Raw genomic sequence first — 18,372 nt, forward strand, 5'->3', positions numbered from 1 at the left:
AATTAGAAATGGAGGTGGGGATCATGCCTTATTCCATTGGAGAATTTGCAGAAATCGTCGGTGTTAACAAGAGCACACTCAGATATTATGAATTGGAAGGCTTACTTACTCCACATCGAAGTGACAATAATTTACGTGAATATACAGATCAGGATATAGGTTGGGTTTAATTTTTGCTTCATTTAAAAGATTCAGGAATGACGATGGCAGAATTGAAGCAATATACCGAGTGGCGGGCTATGGGGGACGAGACAATTCCTGAACGGAAAAATTTACTTGAACAGCGTAAGCAACAAGTGGAACAAGAAATTAAGGCATTGCAACAAAACTTGGATATACTGAACCGTAAAATTGTATTTTATAATGATCAACTAACGGGGAATAAATACGAATTCGTCCTTTATCACAATGAAAAGATACCACATCAAGAAGAAAAAGTAGATTCCTAACAAGTTAAGAGGCAGATGAACAACTTTTGATTATCAAAGGTTGTTCATCTGCCTCTTCTAATTTCAAAACTTGAAATCGAAGATGAGAGTCTATTTGTGTAATCATATTGCATGATCCGGTCGAGATATTACATTCTCATTTATCCGTTTATTAATTATATTGAAGCTGTATTCGTTTAAAAAAACCAGAGTAAAGGAGAAATTACTTTTGAGAAGAGAACTGAGGAAGGTTTTGTCTTTTTTGTTGGTTTTAGTGACAGTGGTTGGCACAGGGATTAGCTTTGACGGCAATATTGTAAACGCTTTCGGTCCTAATGTCTTATATGTACCACCAGCAGATTCACCATCCTATGGGGCTTTATCACCTAGGGCAATCCAGCTTAAATATAGTGGCATCAACAATAATAAAATGTATGCTACATTTGAACAAACCTCTAATACCACCCCTGTTTTCCCTATTTATGAAAGCGTTGACAATGGTGTCACTTGGAATCAGGTTGGAGAAGTGGAGGATACTCAAAACGGTTGGGGAATGTTAAATTGCCCTGAATTGTTTGAACTCCCCCAATCTATAGGTAACATGCCTGCAGGTACTATGCTTCTTGCAGGAAATTCTGTGCCAAGCAACAAAGCAGCTACCAAGTTGGAATTATATAAAAGCAATGATTTAGGTAGAACATGGACATATGTAAGCACCATTGCTGAAGGTGGACGAAACGATATTGGTTACGATCCCATTTGGGAGCCTTTCTTTTTGGTTCACAACAACAAACTCATTGTTTATTATTCAGATGAACGTGATCCTGCCCATGCCCAGAAGTTAGTTCATCAGACTACGTTGGAGGGTACGAACTGGGGACCTGTGGTAGTTGATGTGGCATTTGCAGACAGTAAATTACGTCCAGGAATGCCTACAATCGCTAAGCTGGGCAATGGTAATTACGCAATGACCTATGAGATGGTCGGATACCCGGGCGTGCCCAATTATTTGAAAATTTCAGCAGATCCTGAGAGCTGGAATCTAACTGAAGTAGGATCTCTTGTAGGGTACGGAGGAAGTCCCTATATTTCTGCTTTGGGAGATGGGAGACTCGTATTAAACGTTGCAGGAAAAAAAGAAGTGCTGATCAACTCTTCTAGAGTGGATGCATCCGGAAGCTGGGTTCCATATAATCCGCCCGTAGATGCAGGGTATAACCGCCAACTACTGCCGCTTAGCAATGGCCGCTTATTTATCCCTCAAGCCGGATTTTTTAGTGGGAAAAACACGGTGAAATATGGTGATATGTCCGTAGGTTACTACAAATTAATTAATGTGAAGAGTGGGAAGGCTTTAGGTGTATTGGAAGGTGGAACTGCGAATGGCAATCCGCTCGTCCAATGGAGCAGCGGGACTAATTCTTTGGATCAATATTGGCTTATTTCCACAGCGGAAAGTGGGTATGCTCCTAACGGTTACAAATCCATTGTGAATGCAAAGAGTGGAAAGGTCGCCGGTATATTAGAAGGATCAACAACAGAAGGAGCTAAAGCCGTTTTATGGACTGAAAACCATTCCGATGACCAGCAGTGGACTTTACAAGCCTCTGGTAACTACTACAAGATTGTTAACCGTAACAGTGGTCAGACGTTAGTTATAGCGCAGGGTTCTACTGAAGAGGGTACCCAAGTTATACAGCAGACTGATGCAGGCAGCACTGATCAGCTGTGGGAGTTGGTTCCAGATGAAGGACATATTATGGTGGACAGTTATCGAATGGTTAATGAGAACAGTGGTAAAGTGTTGGGTATCTATCAAGGTTCGATGGCGGATGGAGGGAAGGCGGTTCAGTGGACCAGCGGAATTTCATCCCATGACCAAAATTGGTTTGTAGTCAGCACAGCTGATGGTTATACGAAGCTGGTCAATACTAATAGTCGTAAAAACCTGGGCATTTTAGGAGGTTCATTAGCTAACGGTGCTCAAAGTGTACAATGGAATGATAACGGATCGAATGACCAGCAGTGGACTTTGGAGTCCTCAGGTGATTTTTACAATATTATTAATCGTAATAGTGGAAAAGCTCTGGCAGTAGATCAGGGTTCGACGACAGAGGGGGCAAATATTATTCAAGCAAATAATACAGGTTCTGCTGGCCAGCACTGGAAACTAGTCTCGAATAGATAATTTATGTAACCAAAAGTCATCGACCTTAAATTAAGGGTGATGACTTTTTGTCGATATAATCTTTGAATGACTAAATCGTCACCTTCAGTGTCACGGGAATGTCACTTTGGAGAGATATACTATTTCCATCGACATATGGAGGGAATTGTGAAGTTATTATGGGAGTGAAATTACGAAAGATTCTTATTATAGGAACTATTTTATATACACTGTTGATCTTATATTTTTTGTTTTTTGCTTTCAATAGAGTAGAGCATGCAACAAGCCAGTATGAATATACGTTTATGTTGATTCCAGAAAGTGTTCCGCTTCTTTTTCCTGATCTCTTTGACCTATCCTTTTCTTGGGTTTATGACTTTGGGAACATCGCTGCTTTTATTCCTTTTGGCGTATTATTCCCTTTGCTGTATCGTACACATTTTAAGAAGTTTATTTGTTTGTTTATCTTAACAATTTTTATGCTGGAAAGTCTTCAAGCTTTAACTTTTTTGGGTTCCTTTGATGTAGCCGATGTCATCTCCAATACGTTAGGGGCAATGATCGGATTTTGTGCATATAAGATTGGATTTTCCCCGGAAATCACCAGGAGATTACTTTTTACTTCGGCATTATCTGTTGTTGTGCTATTGGTTGGAATCATGGGAATCTCTGAGATCATTGATTTAACTCTGAAGAAAAGTGAAAGACCTGTGCAGGGATTACAAACGTTGGAAAAGCTTACGGGAAGCATGCCTATCACGCATAATCTTCCCAGTTTCACTATCGCAGGTGAAAATATAATACCAAAAATGAATTTGTACAGCAGTGAAGGTGAAGAAATTAAAAAATACACCTATACTTTGGGTGATAAAAAAGAGGTATGGTTATATTTCAGCTTTGGATTCCCGCAAAATGAAAATTCTAGCAGTGAACTAATGATTATAGCTGATGGTAACATGATCCTTCAATCCAGTGAACAATATAGTTCCCAAGCTGAACTCAACAATACGGCATTAGTTACCGTAAAAGAAATAACCTTTATCCTTAAAGGGAATGTGAAGTTATGGGATGTAGGATTTAGTGAAATGAAGCATTGGTGGGAATGAGAAACTAACCCTTCGTTAATTTTATTAACGGAGGGTTTCTTTTGCTGATCGCCTCATATACATATTCCGATATACAGCCGGGGTGAGGTTCTCGTATTTTTTGAAGGTTTTAATGAAATAGCCCGTGTCGCAAAAGCCCAAATCATCACTGACTTGATTGATCGGGGAATCCGTGGATTCCAGCAGTTGCTTAGCCCATTCAATCTTGAGTCTGGCAATGAAGATGGAGAAATTCTCTCCAGTTTCTTTAGTGAAAATACGGCTGAAATAACTGGGGCTGATATGACAAAGCTTAGCCATCTCTTTGAGGCTGAAATTCTCATTTTTGTGAGCATAAATGTAATTAAAAGCAGGCTGAAGCACAGAATTTACTGAGACGAACTTTTGTACACCATTCTTTAATTTGGTCTCGATCAAGGCCCCGGATAACTCCTGCTGTATGGATTGGATTTTTCGATACGTACGGTCTGACTCGTCCATTGCTTCAGCAGAAGCGGGTTCTTCTATATTGGTGGTCAGAACCTTTTTGTACAAATCCACAGTAGTATGCTTTTGAATGGCTTCCTCCACGATATAGGTACTTAACTGCAGCAGCAGCTCAACACACTTTGTTACTTCATCGTAGGATAAAACAGGCAGTGCCTGGTAATCCTCTTTGAGTGCTTTAAATTTCATGTTCGTCTCCACATTCGGAGGGCGAGAGACAATTTGCTCCAGTTGTGGCACGTCAGGTTCACGAAGCTTGAGCTGTCCGGCCATAATTGCACCTAGATATTGATTATCTATAATGATCGGAATCGCGATATCTATAATATTGAAATGACATAAATAAATAAACGGTTTGTTCTGGCGAACCGCTTCAATCCCAGCGCGGGCATCACATTTTTGACAATATTGAGAGAGATGGGAGTCCTGGCGCACACCTTGACAGAATGGCTGGCAATAGCTGTGCTTGGTCACGGGAACACCCTTGTAATCAACAGTAAGAATAGCCATTTTGGTTACAAGAGATAAGGAATCCTGGAGCTTTTCCCATTTCTTCAAATCAATAATTTCTTCTAGATTGAACCGGGATTTTGACATCACAAAATTCTCCTATGTAAGTTATAGAATCTTAATGAACATTATACAGAATAATTCAACACAATGACATGAAAGTTCGATTTTTCACGATTATGACAAAAAAATACGATAAGAAAACGCTTTAATAAGCTTTTATTGTTTCATGTTTCTTAAATTAGAGCAATCTATAATGATAACTATAAACAACTGAGGAGGAACGAAAAATGAGAAGAGCATTTATCAGTCCGACGAAATATGTACAAGGTGAGAATGAATTATTGAACTTAGGTTACTTCGTAAAAACATTTGGTGATTCTGCTTTGTTAATTGCCCATCCAGATGATGTAACACGTGTGAAAGACAAACTGGAGTCAACTAAACAGAAATTTAATATAACTCTTGTTGAAAGCGGCTTCCACGGGGAATGCTCAAGACAAGAAGTCGCCAGATTACAAGCGCTAGCCAAAGAACATCAATGTTCATGTACGATTGGCTTGGGTGGAGGTAAGGCGATTGATACGGCAAAATGTGTAGCTGAAGGAGAAGCGCTGATTATCGTTCCAACGATAGCAGCAACTGATGCTCCGACAAGCCACTCAGCGGTGCTCTATACTCCGGAAGGTGAATTCGATGATTATGCTTATTTCAAGCAAAGCCCGAGTGTAGTCATGATTGATACAACAGTTATTGCCAATGCACCTACAAGATTTCTTGTGGCAGGTATGGGAGATGCACTTTCAACCTATTTTGAAGCAAGAGCTACTGCAAATTCTTACTCCAATGTGAATGCAGGTTTACCTTGCGGAGTTCGTGAAGGGGTTTGCGGTGAAGCTAAAGGAACAGTAACAGCGTTGGGACTTGCGAAGCTCTGCTATGAGACATTGCTTGAGAATGGATTCAAGGCGAAGCAAGCTTGCGATCTGAATATCGTAACCCCAGCTTTGGAGAATATAATTGAGACGAATATTCTTTTATCGGGTCTTGGGTTTGAAAGTGGTGGTTTGGCAGCGATTCATGCGATTCATAATGGGTTAACTGCTTTGGAAGGAACTCATCATTATTATCATGGTGAAAAGGTTGCCTTCAGCACGATTGCTCAATTGGTTCTTGAAAATGCAGACCGGACTGAATTAAAAGAAGTGTTGGACTTCTGTCTTTCGATTGGCCTCCCAGTATGCTTAGCGGATATTGGTGTTGAGCATGTAACCTATGAGGAACTGCTTGAGGTTGCTAAAAAAGCTTGCATTGCTGAGGAATCTATCCATTCGATGCCGTTCCCAATTACGGAGGATGCGGTTGCATCAGCAATTATGGCAGCCGATCAATTAGGCCGTCAATATAAATCAAGTAAGGAGCTTTAAGATGAAAAAAATAATAAACAAGCCGGAGACTCTGGTTAGGGAAATGTGTAACGGGCTTGTCTTGGCGCATCCCGAGTTGGATTTCGATCCTAAATTCAAAGTGATTTCTAAGAAAGAGATCAATCAAAGTAAAGTTACCCTGATCAGTGGTGGCGGAAGCGGACATGAGCCGGCTCATGCCGGGTTTGTAGGAACCGGGATGCTGGATGCAGCTGTATGCGGTGATGTGTTTGCTTCTCCATCCCAAATTCAGGTTTATCAAGCGATTCGCCGCACAGCAAGCACCAAAGGTTCGCTGCTTATTATCAAGAATTATAGCGGTGACATCATGAACTTTAAAAATGCGGCCCATCTAGCAACTGAAGACGGTATCGAAGTGGATTATGTCAAAGTAGACGACGATATTGCCGTTGAAGACAGCCTTTATACAGTAGGGAGAAGAGGCGTAGCCGGAACAGTGCTTGTTCATAAGGTAGCCGGAGCAGCAGCAGAAGCTGGATTGTCCTTAGCGGAAGTGAAAGAAGCGGCGCAACATGCAATTGATCATGTGCGCAGCATAGGCTTCGCCTATACCTCTTGTACCGTGCCTGCCAAAGGTACTCCGACATTTCATATTGAAGAGAACGAGATGGAATACGGGGTTGGCATCCATGGAGAACCTGGAATACGCAGGGAGAAAATTGTACCCGCAGATGAATTAGCACAGCGAATGGTTACCTCTTTGCTAGACAACTTCCAAATGAATGATCAGAAGCAGGAGGAAGTAGCCGTATTAATTAATGGTTTTGGCGGCACCCCGCTGCAAGAGTTATATTTGCTGAACAATTCTGTCATCCGCGAATTAACCGCTAAGAATAAGCAAGTGTTTAAAGTGTTTGTTGGTAACTACATGACCAGCATTGACATGGCAGGTGCATCGGTGACGATAATGAAGCTGGATGAGACACTGAAGAAATGGTTATCTGCGCCTTGTGATACACCAGCCTTGTCGATTAAAGGCCCTTTTGAGCCTGTGAACTATACTGAAGTAATCCAAGAAGAGAAAGCAGACAGCAATGTATCCTTTAAGAATAATACGGATGCTGCTGCAGCGGTGATTAAGAACAATCGGTTTACTTTGCAAAATATCGTCTATCTGCTCGATCAAATGAGCCAGGTTATTATCGAGAATGAAGTTCCGTTCTGTGAGCTTGACTCCCACGCTGGAGACGGCGATTTCGGGATGAGTGTAGCTAAGGGCTTTAAACAGCTGAAAGTCGAGTGGGAAGATATTTTAGCTCATCATCTCACTAATATCGGTGAGTTCCTTGACGCCTGCTCCATGGTCATTATGGAATATTGCGGCGGAGCATCCGGACCGATCTGGGGATCAGGCTTCCGCGCAGCGAGCAAAAATGTTCAGCAGAAGGAAGAGCTGACCATTCAGGAGTTTGCTGATATGATGCAGGCTGTTGTCAAAGGGATTCAAGATACGGGTGAAAGATCTTTTGGCAGAGGGGCTGTCGTCGGAGACAAGACATTGATTGATGCGCTTGTACCGTTTGCAGATGCCTGGACCCAAAGTGCAGAACAAGGCGACGATATCAAAGTGGCGGCAAATAAAGCAGCGGAAGCAGCTGTCCAAGGTTCTAAAAATACTATAGAAATCGTTGCCCGTATGGGAAGAGCCGGCACAGTGGGGGAACGCAGCATCGGTTATCCAGATGCGGGTGCTCATGCGCTGGGGGTTATTTTCACAGAGCTGGCAAAAGCAATGAAATAAACAAGGTTAACTGGCGTATCACCTAAAATTTAGAAAAAACGTACTGCATTAGCTGCAGTACGTTTTTAATTTAAATCATAAATTCAACGATGTATTGTTGGCAAATGAGTTCGTATCCCAGAGATTGATATAGAGAAATGGCTCCTACATTCTCCTCAAAAACATTCAAATATACGTTAGCTGAAATGGCATGTCCTTGGCGTGTTAGCTCTGCACAGACTTTTTTACCATAACCATTTCTTCTCCAGGCCACATCTGTTCCGATATTTCCTAGTTCAACGTAATCCTCACTATATATATGGTATCCTCCTACAGCAATCAGCTCGTCTTGTGCCATCACACCATAGAACGGATTCTGTAATTCTTCTTTTGAAAAAGCCATGGTTTGCAGCTCGTTCATCTTTGCTTCAATTCGCTGGAAATGAGCAGGTCCTAAGTGCATAACATGCTTGTCCGCTGTTGGTAGAACATCTTCATGAATATGTTTCATAAGAAGCAATTTTTTGGGAGGGCTGTAGAACTCAAGCTGAGAAGCAAAGACCTGCAGCTCTTGTTCGTTAATAATAAAGCTACCTACCGCATGGTTATGTAGATGTAATTCATCTTTCATGAACGCCAACATTGAGCTGAGACAAAAGGATTGCTGAACTGGATATACAGAAAAAGCATTAAACGGAAGGCCACTTAAAAAGGCTAATACTCCAAGCAACTCGCCCTGGTCAGAATACTGACCGTAATGCACTGTGTTTTGTCTGCGAAAAGTAAGGTATGAATAATATAAAAAATGCTGTTCCTTATTAATCGAGCTTAATATAACATCTAACTCTGCTGCTGTTAATTTTCTATACATATACGACCTGCCTCCATTAACAATTGCTGTTGCTATTTCCTCTTGCCGAATTTGCACAACCTTTTCTAATATATCATAAATCAGAACTTTAATTGCTTTATTGCTGGGTTGAGTCAAGTATGATACTATTGTCCCCTTAGAAACATAAAATGAGATATGAAGGTTTTCTTGAAAGGATGATATATATTAAGGCAATCTTAGTTCGGTACTTCGGAAATCCGCAAGATCGAACCGCCATGTTCAACGCTGCTTCCTTAGTCATCGATGCTTTTATTGGTATAGGCAAGTTAATTCTTGGGTTATATCTATTGTCCGGATGGTTCATCACAAATGCACTTTATTATCTGATCCTTTGTATAGCCAAAGGACAGGTGCTTCATAAATATACATTAGCTAAAAAAGTCAGTTCAGCACAGCAAAGGTATTCCATGGAGCTTTATGTTTATAAGCGTGGCGGTGTTTTTCTTTGTCTTCTAGGGGTTTCATATCTGTTGGTCTGCCTGCGGATTTATCTAGTCGGAGACGCTTTGGTTTATGAAGGTTACATTGTATATCTGGTAGCACTGATCGCTTTTACAAAACTTGGTTTTGCCATTCATGGAAATATTGTTAACCGTCATCTCAAAAATCCCATTATATCAACATTAAAAATGATTAGCTTTACTGATGCCTTAGTCTCCATTGTTGTCACTCAAATGGCTGTGCTTACAATGAAAGGCTCACCTCAGGCATTAAACGCCAGCGCGTTGTTTGGCATGGGATGTAGTGTTTTATTTTGTCTGGGGGGGATCTGGATGATGCTCCGTAAGACAAAGGCTCCAATGAAGGAAGTAGAATTAATTAAAAATTAGATGATATCATAACTTCCCCTTATCCCTTAGGATGAGGGGTTATTTGTATTTTTATGTCATATTATCAGCGTTGAATGCCGAAGCTTATAGAAAATTATATTTTTATGCAACCTAAACACTTCTTTTCCTACTTTATAAGTGAATGCTTAATCAAATCGAACGGAAGTGATGGAGTGGAAGATAGTGAAATCATACAATTGTATTTTGCACGTAATGAAAGGGCAGTAGAAGAAACATCGAAAAAATATAGAAATTATTGTACTCGGATCGCTCATAACATTTTGTCTAATGCTGAAGATTCGGAAGAATGTGTTAACGATACCTTTCTTGGTGCATGGGAAGCAATACCGCCGAAGTCTCCTGCAAAGCTGTCCTCTTTTCTGGGGAGAATCACACGAAATATTGCTTTGAACAAATACGATTATTACATGGCTAAAAAACGGAATAAAAAATTCGATACGATTCTTAATGAATTAAACGATTGTTTATCCTCTTCAGACAACGTTGAAACCCAATACGAGGAAGCACAAATAGCCGAATCTATAAGCAAATTTCTACACAACATTAAGGAAGATCAGCGGAATGTTTTTTTGAGGCGTTACTGGTATTCTGATTCTTTGGCCGATATTGCCGCACGCTTCTCAATCAGTGAAAGTAAAACCAAATCAATTCTTTTCAGAACACGCAAAAAACTCCAAATATATCTTCAGAAAGAGGGTTATTTCCTTTGAATAATAAAGAGCTCTTCAAAACAATCGGTTACATAGACGAAAATCTGATAGAAAAAGCCAACTCCGCGAGACGCACTAATAAAAAAGCTTATGTAAAGTGGGGCTCACTCGCAGCTTGTGCTGCATTGGTGTTAGGTGTGGTCGTTTATAAATTTCCGCAGACTCCGTTGCCTAATTCACCACAAATATCACAGCAGACACCAGTCTCGTCTCCCACAGGGGTTCGCAAAATTCTGAATTACAATGGATACCGTTATGCATTCGTAGCAGATGGCGCTCAGTTTAAGTTCACAGGTATGGAGCCTGACAAATCGCTTGGTGCATTAGAGTTTGATCTCAACCAAGAGCCCGGAAAGAATGACGGGGATAAGAATGCGGAAAAAGATTATGCCGCTACGTTCGCTATGGGTGGAAAGCTGTATGAAATCCCAACATACCCATCCCATTTTCGTATTGCAGTTAAGGATGAGCAATATTATTATCTAGCTGAAATTGTGGCGAAGGTAGACGATTCTGCAATGAGCGCGAAGGAGTATCTAGATCTGGCTAATCTGAAGGAGCATGCAAAAGATATCTATATTCTGAATCATGTGGGGAATGACGTGCAAAAGACTATCACTGATCATCCTATTGTTGAGTCCATTATCGAAGGTTTGTACAGCGCAAAAAAAACAGAGCTAAGCATTAAGGAATATGAAGCTCTTGCAGCGGCGCAATCCCAAGGAAAATCATATCAATTACAGTTCAACCTCAAAGACGGGACTTATATCGCCATGTATATCATTCCCGAATTAAAGGTGGTGTCTATGGGTGATGCTTATTATTATTTGCCTGATACCTTTTTTGATCAAACCAGCGACCTCTTTTCAGGGCTGACACAAGAAGTGCTACCGCTTTACTGAGAAGGCGGAGATAAGAGATCCTTAAAAACTGTACATTGCAGGTTATCTAATATCTCGCATATAATGATCTAAATGATAATCGTTATCATTTAATAGAAGAGAAAAGGTGATCTGCTCATGATAAAACATAATATTGGGATTACGGAGTGCAGCTTACCTGCTGAGTGTATAACAGAATGACAAGTTCATCTATTCATAACATCTATAACGGGTATTTCGATGCTTTGTTTGAGGCTCCGTCTATGAGGGGCACTACAGAGAGGAAACATTTTGCACAATCCAGTACCCAAGGATACGTCGATAGAGTGATCACACCCTCCGGGATCGAAATTGTTGATAGTGATTACCGTTTTGCTGATGATCGCCTAGTTCGGGTTCAATCCGAAGCGGCGATGATTGAGTTAAGCTTTTGTCTGCAGGGAAGCGGGGAAGTTCATGTAACAGATACCAGCCATGAGTTAATGCCCGATAGTTGTTCATTGCAATTCATGCAGGATTTCCAAGCGGAATTTCACTATCGGAGTGCTGAACCTATCCGTTTATTGTCCATAGGTGTACCGGTTACACTATTCGATTCATGGATGGCGGATCAAAGCTCTTCACATGCTCGCAGCTTATCCGGGCTGTTAGATTCACGTGCTTTTCGAATGTTCCGTATGCCTATTCTTCCAGAAACCACCCGATTATTGGTGCAATTGAGAGACTGTCCATATCATACCTCCATGCGCCGGTTGTACGTAGAGGGGAAGGCATTAGAACTCCTATCTGTATATTTTGACGCATTTCTTTTTGAGCAGAAACATACTAAACGGAGTTTGCATTTATCACGTAGTGACCGAGAAAACATTCGGAAAGCCAGGGATATCATCCTTGACCACATGGCAAACCCACCTTCGCTAATCGAATTGTCCAAGCTGGCAGGCATTAACGAATACAAATTAAAAGTTGGATTTAAGGAAGAGTACGGAACAACTGTATTTGCATATTTACGGAACAAACGTTTAGAAAAAGCATGGGAAATCATAAGTACCGGGGAAATTAGTGTCAGCCAAACGGCGACGATGGTAGGTTACAACAACTTTAGTCATTTTGCCGAAGCTTTTCGGAAGCAGTATGGAATTAATCCTTCAGAAGTAATTAAAAAACGATAAAAATTAAATAAATATCCGCCAAACCGTTATTCAATCCCTCTGCCGGTAGTTCTGTCCTATCAGCAGAGTGTATGATCGGACTTGCTAGAAGTGAGAATGATTATCAATAGATTGGAGAGGGTTGGAAAAAATGTTCAGTTTAAAACGAATCTCTTTTGTCGGAATCGCCTTAATCATGATGGTGATGCTGTACGGGTGTGGGAATTCAGGTCAGGAGGCTAAGGTAGAAAATTCTCAACCTGCGGTAAATTCAGAACCCGTCGCTACTAATTCGACCGAAACACGTACCCTCAAGGATGCTAAAGGAGATGTTGTAATACCGGTGAATCCGGTTAGAATTGCCGATGTATCCGGCTCAACGGAAGAACTTCTGGTGCTTGGATATAAACCTGTTATTACTGGGAATACGGATATGGCTAATTCATTAGAAATCACTCCTATTCTCAAAAAAGAACTGCCTGATGTAACTCCCGCTGGATGGTTTCAGACGGAAGTCAACTTAGAAGCGATCATTGCAGCAAGCCCTGATTTGATACTGGCAGGACCTACCCAAGAAAAAATCTATGATCAACTAAATATGATTGCTCCAACAGTGAGGGTGCCTTATGGTTTTAACGCTTTTAGAGAGCGATTTGCATTTGTTGCGGAGGTGCTTGATAAGAAAGCGGAAATGGAAACGTGGCTGAAGGCCTATGATCAACGTGCTATACTACTACATGATCAAATCACTGAGATAACCAAGGAAGAGACGTTTGCGGTAATCGAAGCTACAGAGAAAGAAATACGCATCTATTCCCGCACAGGTATTGCGGATATGATTTTTAATGATCTAGGATTACCCCTCGCGCCAGGTACACCGGAGCCAGATCCATGGGGAGGGAAAGTGACAAGTCTAGAAGCACTGTCTACCTTTAATCCAGACCATATCATTTTATTATCCGATAATGACCAGAATGTTCTTGACCAAAGCAAGGTCTGGAGTAATCTGAAAGCTGCAAAATCGAATAATATATATCGCATGACAAGCAGACAAAATTATAATGAGGCTTTCTTTGCTTTAGGAAAAGAAGCATTGTTGGAGCAAATAGCCGAACAAATCAAGGAACATATCAAACAGTAAAGGATAATTTAATCTTTTCTCGAATATTCTCTGAGTTGCAATGATTATTATTTGAAGGGATGATTAAATTGAAGCAAGGGATATTAGTTTTTCTAAATGGAACTTCAAGTTCCGGAAAGACCTCCATATCGACTGAACTGATAAAACAGAAAGAGATTCCTTTTTATCATTTATCAATTGATGATTTTTTTAATAATTACAATGATTTTATTAATAATAAATTTCCAGATGAACCTCCAAGAGAAATAGATCATCAAGTCGTTTCCCAAATATTGGATGATTCCATATTCTCAGTGTACCACTCGACAATTACATTGTTAATAAAAATGGGTTTTAATGTAATAGTAGATACCGTAATCGACAATGATAAGAGGTTTAATGTGTTTCTTGAGCAATTTTTCGATCAGCCTACGTTATTTATAGGTGTAATATGCTCGAAAGAAGAACTCATAAGAAGAGAGCAAACAAGAGGAGATAGAAAGATTGGACTAGCAGCTTCACAGTTTAGCAAAGTATATTGCTTTGATGAATATGACCTCGAAGTAAATACGGAAGAGATGAATTCGATAGAATGTGCCGAAAAGATATTAAGTTTTATTAAGTCCAATAAGGAATACTCGGTATATAAGAAATTAAGTAAAAGAAATGTTAGTGTTTCCTAGGTGGCGTATCCAGATAACACCATATTCAAGCGGGTCAAAAAAGAGAGGATCCTTTATAATAATGAGAATTATTCTCAATATTATAAAACTTGATCGGAGAGCGGTAGCAATGACTGGAATAGATTATCATCACAATTTCAATCTTTTTTTCGATGGGCTTGAGCTGCCGCGGCAGAATAGAGATCGTACAGAGCACATGGCACTACATTCGCAAAGGGGAGAAGGGTTCGTTCGTCGATTCGTCCCACGCTTTGATATCAATGTGGTGGTATCCGATTTTACCTTTCGCCAGGATTACAGCATGCCTTTGGTAACCAAAACAGCAATGGTTGAACTTAATTATTGTTTACAAGGGAAAAGAGAAGTCTCTGTAGATGGTGTCCAGTATGAGTTTGTTCCGGGAAGCTGTACGCTACAACTCATGAATGAAGTTGGCTCTCAATTTGAGTTTCAGGGGAATGAATCTTATCTTATGTTAGGCATAGGTATTCCTGTTTCGACTTTTCATCACTTCATGGAAGAAGGCGGGGGTGGGAGATCCGCTGATTTTGACCGCATTCTTGGCCAAGCGTCTTTTCGTGTATTCCAGGAAACGATGCAGCCGTCTACTGCTATCGTGCTTGAGCGAATGCTGGCAGCTCTTCAAAACCGCAGCACCAAAAATCTGGAGATCGAATGTAGTACATTAGAGCTTTTGTCGTTGGGCTTTCAATCGATTCTAACAGAGGGTACTTCTGGGACAACAAAGCTATCGAAAAGCGACATGACAAAAATTAGTGAAGCCCGGGACATCATGTTGCAACGGATGATAGATCCGCCAAGCCTGTTGGAGCTCTCCCGATTGATTGGAATGAATGATAACAAATTAAAATCAGGCTTTAAAGAAATGTTCGGAACAACTGTATTTGGCTATTTGCGGGATATAAGGTTGGAGAAGGCTCTACACCTATTGCAACAAGGTAATTTGAACGTTAATGAGACATCCTGTGCTGTAGGTTATTCCAACTCAAGTCACTTCTCAGAGGTGTTTCGGGAGAAATACGGGATCAATCCCGGCAAGCTTGTGAAACAGTTTGCTTCTTCTGTACTGTTGACTTCAAAACACGAATCGAACCTTTAAAGAATACGGAGATAACAGTTGCAAATAACCCACCAGTCACGACTGGTGGGTTATTACATTTACATATGAAGAGAAACGCAAAATCCCTCAGAATTTATTCTATCTCTCGACTACTGTTTCTCCTTCAATTAACACAGGTTGATAATAAGTATTGTTGGGAAGATCCTTTTTTCCTTGTAATTTTTTAATGACCCAATCCGCTGCATCACGGCCCATAGTTTCTTGGGGATGTGTTAAAGTGGTCAGTTTGATGTTTGCATTTTGGGCAATATAGGAGTTGTCCTGGCCAATAATTGATAATTCCTCTGGTATAGAAATGTCTAGCTGTCTGCAAGCATTGACCACTTCCAGACCAACCTCGTCGTTGTAGCAGACAATCGCAGAGAGGGTATCTCTATTTTTATTTAGGAAATCCTTCAAGTTCGTAGCTAAGGTTTGTTTGGTCTCGGTGTTGAACGAAAATATTTGCTCTGGATAAAACCGCAATTTAGCTTCTTCGAGGGCTTTGATATAACCCTTCATTCGATATTTGCCTTGTAAATCATCCATTTTTGCGATAAGTCCAATTTGAGAGTGGCCTTTGGAGATCAATTCTTTTGTTGCCAGATAACTGGACTGCACATCGTCAAGACAAAGGAAGGGGAGCTCTATTTCCTCATAAAAAGCATTAATCATAATGAGTGGAATATCTTGCTCCTTAAACGACAGATAATACGCAATATTGGGATTATACAGATTACTTTTCGTAGGTTCAATAATTAAACCATCTACGCCGTAGGACAACATCATTTCGAGAGCTTTTTTTTCTTGCGCAACATCGTTATTGGTACTAGCCAATAGTAGTGAATAGTTATCCTCATTCATTCGGCTTTCAATCCCCCGGATAATAGAAGGGAAGATGTAGTCAGAGATATAGGTCGTAATTACACCGATCGTCTTCTTATGGGAACTCCCGCCGGTCTTTGTGCGATATTGGTTGCTGACATACGTGCCAGAACCTTTTTCGCTGCGGAGGAATCCTTCGTTGGATAGCTCTAAAATGGCTTTTCTAACAGTCTGTCTGCTAACCTCGTACAAGGACTGCAAGGCAGACTCCGTAGGAATTTGTTCGCCTACATTGTAATCTCCTGAAAGGATCTTGCTTTTTATATCCTCTATAATCACTTGATACTTTGGTTTCATGTAATTCCTCTTTCCATACTTGTTCGCTTTATAATTCGTAAATTTCGTTAAGTTGTATGTACAAATTATAGCATGACTACGAATTAAATATAAAGGGGCTCTTTTTTTATGAAAAAATGTAAATATTTCGTACCTTTAGATCATCATAAACAAACTAAGTCCGGAGTTAAATTATTATCTTCTCCATATTTGTATGTATATATAACTATTTTATTGACAAATGTACGTACAAAAATTTATACTAAAGCTGTCAATTAAGAAAGCGAATTCTTTTATATTAAAAAAGCGCTGTCAGAGAGGTGACCAACGTGATATCGAATCGATTAAGCATCGAAGAAGCAATCAATAAGGGAGAAACTTCGCTAGGGATTGAATTTGGATCCACGCGTATTAAAGCAGTACTTATTGATCATAGTTTCCAAACGATCGCTTCTGGAAGTTATGAATGGGAAAATCAGTTGAAAGACGGCTTTTGGACGTACAGCCTAGAAGATATTATCAAAGGTCTACAAGATGCTTATCGTGAGATGAAGCAAGAAGTTCAACAAAATTACGGAATCACCCTCCAAACCGTTGGTTCAATCGGGTTTTCTGCAATGATGCATGGATATATGGCTTTTGACGAACAGGATCAATTGCTCGTTCCGTTCCGGACTTGGCGTAATGCAACAACGGGTAAGGCAGCCAAAGAACTGACAGATGTATTTAAATTCAATATTCCTGAACGTTGGAGTATTGCTCATCTTTATCAGGCGATCTTAAACAAAGAAGAACATGTGCCGCAGATTCGGTTTGTTACAACGTTAGCAGGATACATTCATTGGTTATTGACCGGCAACAAAGCACTTGGTGTTGGAGATGCTTCAGGTATGTTCCCGATTGATGAATCCATAGGAAATTATAATGAATCTATGATACAACAGTTTGACGAGCTTATTGCTGGCAAAGGTTATTCGCTGAAGACCAGCGACCTTCTTCCTAAGGTGTATGTTGCCGGTGAGCAAGCAGGTCTATTAACCGAAGCAGGAGCCAAAATTCTGGATCCATCATTGCAATTACAAGCTGGGATTCCGCTTAGTCCTCCAGAAGGGGATGCAGGAACCGGTATGGTTGCTACCAATAGTGTAAGAAAACGTACCGGGAATGTCTCCGTAGGAACCTCTGTTTTTGCCATGATCGTATTGGAAAAAGAGCTTTCCAAGGTTTATCCGGAAATCGATATGGTGACTACGCCAGACGGAAGTCCAGTAGGTATGGTTCATGCTAATAACTGTTCAAGTGACCTTAACGCCTGGCTCGGATTATTCCGTGAGTTCTATGAAGCGATGGGGCAAAAGGTCGAAGCTGACAAATTGTACAGCGTACTGCTGAATAAAGCTTTGGAAGCAGACCCAGATGCCGGTGGATTGCTCAGTTACGGTTATTTCTCGGGTGAGAACATTACGGGGTTAGAAGAAGGTCGTCCGTTATTTGTACGTTCGCCTGAGAGCAAATTTAATCTGGCTAACTTTATGCGTACACATTTGTTCAGCGCCTTTGGTGCTTTGAAAATTGGAATGGACATTTTGACGAAAGAAGAGAATGTAGCTATTGATAGTATTTTAGGACACGGCGGTATATTTAAGACTCCGGTTGTTGGCCAAAGAATGATGGCAGCTTCACTGAATGTTCCTGTTTCCGTAATGTCGACAGCTGGAGAAGGCGGCGCATGGGGAATGGCTATTCTTGCCTCCTACATGATGAACAAAAATCAGGAAGAAAGCTTGGAAGACTTCCTCGATCAAAAAGTGTTCAAAGATGTAAAGGGAGAAGAAATTCATCCCGATGCAACCGACATTAAAGGTTTTGAAACCTTTATCGAACGTTATAAAAAAGGTCTGGCGATTGAGCAATCCGCTGTTGATAATTTAGTCTGAA

The 18,372-nt window shown here is 40.6% G+C and carries 15 protein-coding genes and 1 pseudogene; 13 read left to right on the plus strand and 3 right to left on the minus strand.

Annotated features, from left to right (window positions below):
- The first annotated feature begins 23 nt into the window (after nucleotides 1–23).
- The 3 genes and pseudogenes from MHH50_RS14935 (at nucleotide 24) to MHH50_RS14945 (ending at nucleotide 3,701) form a co-directional block, all read left to right on the plus strand.
- Nucleotides 24–449, plus strand: a pseudogene (locus MHH50_RS14935) (MerR family transcriptional regulator).
- A gap of 208 nt (nucleotides 450–657) precedes the next feature.
- A complete protein-coding gene (locus MHH50_RS14940; RefSeq protein ID WP_340034545.1) occupies nucleotides 658–2,616 on the plus strand; it encodes an RICIN domain-containing protein in 1,959 nt (652 codons plus the stop codon).
- A gap of 158 nt (nucleotides 2,617–2,774) precedes the next feature.
- Nucleotides 2,775–3,701 (plus strand): VanZ family protein, encoded by a 927-nt coding sequence (locus MHH50_RS14945; protein WP_340034546.1) that lies wholly within the window; start codon nucleotides 2,775–2,777, stop codon nucleotides 3,699–3,701.
- A gap of 24 nt (nucleotides 3,702–3,725) precedes the next feature.
- Here the strand turns inward: MHH50_RS14945 and MHH50_RS14950 are convergent, their stop codons facing one another.
- Nucleotides 3,726–4,784: a PocR ligand-binding domain-containing protein gene (locus tag MHH50_RS14950; protein ID WP_076217596.1), complete on the minus strand. Its 1,059-nt coding sequence runs from the start codon at nucleotides 4,782–4,784 to the stop codon at nucleotides 3,726–3,728.
- Between the two features lie 203 nt (nucleotides 4,785–4,987).
- Between MHH50_RS14950 and MHH50_RS14955 the strand changes: the two genes are divergently transcribed.
- On the plus strand, nucleotides 4,988–6,124 hold the full coding sequence (locus MHH50_RS14955; protein ID WP_076280637.1) for a glycerol dehydrogenase: 1,137 nt from the start codon (nucleotides 4,988–4,990) through the stop codon (nucleotides 6,122–6,124).
- 1 nt (nucleotide 6,125) lies between these two features.
- Nucleotides 6,126–7,886, plus strand: a complete 1,761-nt coding sequence (dhaK, locus tag MHH50_RS14960; RefSeq protein WP_076278470.1) for a dihydroxyacetone kinase subunit DhaK — start codon at nucleotides 6,126–6,128, stop codon at nucleotides 7,884–7,886.
- A gap of 70 nt (nucleotides 7,887–7,956) precedes the next feature.
- Here the strand turns inward: dhaK and MHH50_RS14965 are convergent, their stop codons facing one another.
- Complete coding sequence (locus MHH50_RS14965) at nucleotides 7,957–8,736, minus strand: GNAT family N-acetyltransferase (RefSeq protein WP_076125864.1); 780 nt, start codon at nucleotides 8,734–8,736, stop codon at nucleotides 7,957–7,959.
- A gap of 149 nt (nucleotides 8,737–8,885) precedes the next feature.
- Here MHH50_RS14965 and MHH50_RS14970 point away from each other — a divergent pair, with 149 nt between their 5' ends.
- The 7 genes from MHH50_RS14970 to MHH50_RS15000 all read left to right on the plus strand — a co-directional run bounded on the left by MHH50_RS14970 (nucleotide 8,886) and on the right by MHH50_RS15000 (nucleotide 15,273).
- Complete coding sequence (locus MHH50_RS14970) at nucleotides 8,886–9,587, plus strand: hypothetical protein (RefSeq protein ID WP_076125619.1); 702 nt, start codon at nucleotides 8,886–8,888, stop codon at nucleotides 9,585–9,587.
- A 74-nt stretch (nucleotides 9,588–9,661) separates the two neighbouring features.
- The gene (locus tag MHH50_RS14975; protein WP_249267686.1) at nucleotides 9,662–10,318 is read left to right on the plus strand and encodes a sigma-70 family RNA polymerase sigma factor; all 657 of its coding nucleotides are present in this window, start codon (nucleotides 9,662–9,664) and stop codon (nucleotides 10,316–10,318) included.
- Nucleotides 10,315–11,220 (plus strand): hypothetical protein, encoded by a 906-nt coding sequence (locus tag MHH50_RS14980; RefSeq protein ID WP_340034548.1) that lies wholly within the window; start codon nucleotides 10,315–10,317, stop codon nucleotides 11,218–11,220. The genes MHH50_RS14975 and MHH50_RS14980 overlap by 4 nt, the downstream gene beginning before the upstream one ends.
- A gap of 176 nt (nucleotides 11,221–11,396) precedes the next feature.
- Nucleotides 11,397–12,371 carry an AraC family transcriptional regulator gene (locus MHH50_RS14985; RefSeq protein ID WP_076280634.1) on the plus strand — a complete coding sequence of 325 codons (975 nt, stop codon included), beginning with the start codon at nucleotides 11,397–11,399 and terminating at the stop codon, nucleotides 12,369–12,371.
- Between the two features lie 130 nt (nucleotides 12,372–12,501).
- A complete protein-coding gene (locus tag MHH50_RS14990; RefSeq protein WP_076218121.1) occupies nucleotides 12,502–13,491 on the plus strand; it encodes an ABC transporter substrate-binding protein in 990 nt (329 codons plus the stop codon).
- Between the two features lie 68 nt (nucleotides 13,492–13,559).
- The gene (locus tag MHH50_RS14995; protein WP_076303753.1) at nucleotides 13,560–14,153 is read left to right on the plus strand and encodes an AAA family ATPase; all 594 of its coding nucleotides are present in this window, start codon (nucleotides 13,560–13,562) and stop codon (nucleotides 14,151–14,153) included.
- Between the two features lie 109 nt (nucleotides 14,154–14,262).
- Nucleotides 14,263–15,273, plus strand: coding sequence for an AraC family transcriptional regulator (locus tag MHH50_RS15000; protein WP_076280633.1), 1,011 nt, complete (start codon nucleotides 14,263–14,265; stop codon nucleotides 15,271–15,273).
- Nucleotides 15,274–15,372: 99 nt separating this feature from the next.
- On the opposite strand, the gene MHH50_RS15005 is transcribed toward MHH50_RS15000, so the two are convergent.
- On the minus strand, nucleotides 15,373–16,455 hold the full coding sequence (locus MHH50_RS15005; RefSeq protein WP_076125610.1) for a GntR family transcriptional regulator: 1,083 nt from the start codon (nucleotides 16,453–16,455) through the stop codon (nucleotides 15,373–15,375).
- A 308-nt stretch (nucleotides 16,456–16,763) separates the two neighbouring features.
- On the opposite strand from MHH50_RS15005, the gene MHH50_RS15010 reads away from it, so the two are divergent.
- Entirely contained in the window at nucleotides 16,764–18,371 is a 1,608-nt protein-coding gene (locus MHH50_RS15010; RefSeq protein WP_076125608.1) for an FGGY-family carbohydrate kinase, read from the plus strand.
- Nucleotide 18,372: the final 1 nt, after the last annotated feature.

Source organism: Paenibacillus sp. FSL H3-0302 (genome assembly GCF_037982245.1).
In the GTDB taxonomy this organism is placed as follows: domain Bacteria; phylum Bacillota; class Bacilli; order Paenibacillales; family Paenibacillaceae; genus Paenibacillus_AQ; species Paenibacillus_AQ odorifer.